The sequence below is a fragment of the Variovorax sp. Soil_C_17 genome (genome assembly GCF_057657265.1).
In genome coordinates this window covers 1-3,924 of record NZ_JBDGIT010000034.1, presented here as the reverse complement: position 1 = coordinate 3,924, position 3,924 = coordinate 1, and the positions used below count along the sequence as shown (strand labels likewise).

Genomic DNA, 3,924 nt, shown 5'->3' with positions numbered 1-3,924 from the left:
CTGTGCGAGAGCAGCCAGGGGCCGAACAGGGCCGCGAGCATCCAGAACAGCAGCACCGACAGGCCGAGCAGGCCGGAGGGGCCGAAGCTGCCGAGCCAGCGCAGCGGGCCGCCGCGGCGCCCTTGAGGCAGCGGCGCGAGGGCCGCCGTGGCGCCCACGATGGGCGTGGAGGTGGATGTGGTTTCCATGGAGCTCACCTCAGCGATGCCGCAGCCGCGGATTGGCCACGATGCCGCAGATGTCGGCCGTGGTCACCAGGATCAGGTAGGCGCAGCAAAAGATCATGGCGCAGGTCTGCACCAGCGGCATGTCGCGCTGGGAGACGCCATCGACCATCAGCTTGGCGATGCCCGGGTAGTTGAAGATGGTCTCGACGATGATCACGCCGCCCAGCAGGTACGACAGGCTCAGGGCCACGGCGTTGGCGATCGGGCCCACGGCGTTGGGCAGCGCATGCGCCAGCACCATGCGCATGGGCGAGGCGCCCTTGAGCCGCACCATCTCGATGTAGGGGGCCTCCAGCTGGTCGATCACGGCGGCGCGCGTCATGCGCATCATCTGCGCGACGATCACGCAGCACAGCACCAGCACCGGCATGGCGAAGGCGCGCAGCATCTGCCCGACGGACTCGATGTCGTTGACGAAGGACAGCGCCGGCAGCCAGCGCAGCTGGACCGCGAACACCAGCACCGCCAGGGTGGCGACCAGGAACTCGGGCACCGACACCACGCCCACCGCCGCGGTGGAGGCGGCGCGGTCGAACCACGAGCCGCGCCACACCGCCGAGGCAATGCCCAGCGTGAGCGCGATGGGCACCGAGAACAGCGCCGTGACGGCGGCCAGCAGCAGCGAGTTGGGCAGCCGGCTGGCGACCAGCTCGCCCACCGGCAGCTGCGTGGTGGCCGAGCGGCCGGGGTCGCCCTGCACCATGCCCAGCAGCCACTTCGCATAGCGCTCGGGCGCCGGCACGTCCAGGCCCATCTGCGTGCGCAGCGCCGCCAGCGCCTCCGGCGTGGCCTCCTGGCCGAGCTGCTCCTGCGCCGCATCGCCGGGCAGCACCGCGGTGATCGAGAAGACGATCACCGACACCGCCAGCAGCGACAGCAGCGCCAGCGCGATGCGCTGGGCGAGGAGTTTGAGGATCACACTGTTCATCTGTTTGCTCCAGGGTGCTTTGCACCGTTCGCGATGGATGAAACCGACGCCGCCCATTCGGGGAACGTTGCGGAACCGGCCTTGGCCTGTCCTGAGCCCGGCGAAGGGCCAGGCCTCTGGTCTCGCCCCCGGTGAGGGGAACGGCGCAGCGATACGGAGTGCGCGAGGCCCGGGGAAGCGCTCATGCTCAGGCCTCGAGCCAGACGTTTTCTGCGAAGTTGTAGCCCATCAGGCCGCCCAGCGGGATCGGCGACAGGCCCTTGAGCTTGGACGTGTGCCCGTCGATGCTGGCCAGGAACAGCGGGATGCCGATGCCGGCGTCCTGGTGGACCATGGTCTGCATGTCGGCATACATCTGCTTGCGCTTGGCCAGGTCGGTCTGGGCGCGCGAGGCGAGCAGCAGCTGGTCGAACTTCTCGCTCTTCCAGCGCGACCCGTTCCAGGCCGCGCCCGACTGGAAGAACTGCGTCAGCAGCACGTCGGCGCTCGGGCGCGGGTTGACGTTGCCGAAGCCGACGTGGCTGTTGAGCCAGTGGTTCGACCAGTAGCCGTCGGCCGGCATGCGCTTGATGTCCAGCTCCAGGCCAACGCGCTGCGCGCTCTTCTGCAGCAACACGGCCATCTCGACCGAGTACAGCGCCGCAGGCGATGCCACCACCGGCACCTTGCCGGTGACGCCGGACTTCTGCAGATGGAACTTGGCCTTGTCGAGGTCGAAGGGGCGCTGCGGCAGGCCGGCGAAGTAGAAGCGGTTGGTCGGATCGATCGGCTGGTCGTTGCCGAGCACCGCGTAATCGAGCGCGATGGTCTTCTTCATCTGCTCGCGGTCGAACAGGTGCTTCATCGCCAGCACGAAGTCCGGGTTGGCGCCGGGGCCCACGTCCTTGCGCATCACCAGGTCGGAATACATCCCCGACTGGGTGCTGAAGACCGTAAAGCCGGGCGTGCCCTTCACCCGCTCCACCGAGCGCGGATTGACCGAGCCCACCAGGTCCATGCCGCCCGACAGCAGCGCGTTGACGCGTGCGCTCTCGTCGCCGATGCCCACGAACTCGATCTCGTCGAGGTAGGGCTTGCCGGGCTTCCAATACGCTTCGTTGCGCACCACCAGCGAGCGCACGCCGGGCTTGAATTCCTTGAGCTTGTAGGGCCCGGTGCCGATGCCGGCGTTGAAGTCGGTGGTGCCTTCCTTGACGATGTGGAAGTGGAAGGTGCCGAGGATCACCGGAAGATCGGCGTTCGGGGCACTGAGCACGAAGGTCACCTCGTTGGGGCCGCTGGCCTTGACGCTCTCGATCTGGTCGGCCAGCACCTTGGCCTTGGAAGCGGTGGCCGGGTCCTTGTGGCGCATGACGGAGAACACCACGTCGGCCGGCGAGAGCGCCTTGCCGTCATGGAAGGTCACGCCCTTGCGCAGCGTGAAGACCCAGGTCTTCGCATCCTTGGTGGCGAAGGACTCGGCCAGCGCGGGCTGCGGCGTCAGGCTGCCGTCCAGCGACGTGAGGCCGTTGTAGACCATGTTGCAGCGCGAGTAGTCGGTCTGGTTCGACTGCTTGGCCGGGTCCAGGGTGTCGGTGGCGGCGGCGGTCGCGCCGGCGACGCGGATGCGCCCGCCCTTGCGCGGCGTCTGTGCATGAGCGTTCATCGCCACGCCCGCCAGGCTGCCGGCCAGCGTGGCCTGCATGCCGCCGGCCATCAGCATCGCGAGGATGTCGCGCCGCGTGGCGCCGCGCCGCAGCGACTCCATCGCGCGAAGGCTTTCGCGCGGACCGACGAAATTTTCGAAGCTCTTGTGGCTGCTGTCGTTCATGGTGGGGTGCTCCTGGTGAGGCCTTGTGGTTGAAGAAAGCGGAACGGGAAATGGCGGACTCGCCGGGCTGCTCAGCCGCCCAGCCGATCCTTGAGCCGGTAGTACAGCCCGACTGCCGGCAGGAACCAGGGCGGACCGAAGTGCCCGGGGATGGCCGGCCAGTCGTGCTCGCGCCACGGGTTGGCGCTCGCGTCGCCGGCCATCACGGCCGCCATGCGCTGGCCCATGTGCACCGACATCTGGGTGCCGTGGCCGCTGTAGCCCATCGAGTAGTACAGGCCCTCGCGCTCGCCGGCGTGCGGCAGGCGGTCCTGCGTCATGTCGACCAGGCCACCCCAGCAATAGTCCAGCCGCACCGGGCCGAGCTGCGGAAAGGTTTCGGCCAGGCCCGCGCGCAGGATCTCCCCGCTTGCGGCATCCGACTGGGGACTGGAGACCGCAAAGCGCGCCCGCCCGCCGAACACCAGCCGGTGGTCGGCGGTGAGCCGGAAATAGTGGTGGATGTTGGCCACCGTGGTGTAGGTGCGCCGCGCCGCCAGCAGGGCCTGCGCGCGCTCGGCGCCCAGCGGCTCGGTGACCACGATGAAGCTGCCGATCGGCACGATGCGCCGGCGCAGCCAGCCGAAGCTGCCGTAGCCGCCATGGCGCGTCGCGCCGGTGGCCAGCAGCACCTGCTGGGCGGCCACCGGGCCGCTGGCCGTGTGCAGCCGATGGGCATGGCCGCGGCCCAGGCGCTCGATGCGCTGCACGCCCGTGCCGGTGTGGATCTGCGCGCCGCTGCGCTCGGCCGCCGCGGCCAGGCCCTGCGCGAAGCGGCCCATGTGCATCTGGCCGCTGCGCTTGTAGAGCAGGCCGCCGTGGAAGCGCTCGCTCTGCACTTCAGCGCGCACGCGCGCCGCATCGAGGATCTCCACGTCGGTGTCCACGCCGTCGCCGATCAGGCGCTCGGCGCTGCGCTG

Annotated in this window: 3 protein-coding genes and 1 pseudogene; all 4 read right to left on the bottom strand. The window is 69.4% G+C overall.

Annotation, left to right across the window (positions count from 1 at the left end; all coding sequences use genetic code 11):
* Positions 1-188: pseudogene (locus AC3A6Y_RS34865) on the bottom strand (ABC transporter permease); the annotation flags it as partial.
* Positions 189-198: 10 nt separating this feature from the next.
* Positions 199-1,155 (bottom strand): ABC transporter permease, encoded by a 957-nt coding sequence (locus AC3A6Y_RS34860; protein ID WP_487872769.1) that lies wholly within the window; start codon positions 1,153-1,155, stop codon positions 199-201.
* Positions 1,156-1,342: 187 nt separating this feature from the next.
* A complete protein-coding gene (locus AC3A6Y_RS34855) occupies positions 1,343-2,965 on the bottom strand; it encodes an ABC transporter substrate-binding protein (RefSeq protein WP_487872768.1) in 1,623 nt (540 codons plus the stop codon).
* 71 nt (positions 2,966-3,036) lie between these two features.
* Positions 3,037-3,924: NAD(P)/FAD-dependent oxidoreductase (locus AC3A6Y_RS34850; RefSeq protein ID WP_487872767.1), on the bottom strand; the 888-nt coding region annotated here is incomplete at its 5' end.

Excerpts from the sequence above, each read along its gene's own strand:
- AC3A6Y_RS34855 (WP_487872768.1), bottom strand. The coding sequence starts at position 2,965 with ATGAACGACAGCAGCCACAAGAGCTTCGAAAATTTCGTCGGTCCGCGC.
- AC3A6Y_RS34860 (WP_487872769.1), bottom strand. The coding sequence starts at position 1,155 with ATGAACAGTGTGATCCTCAAACTCCTCGCCCAGCGCATCGCGCTGGCG.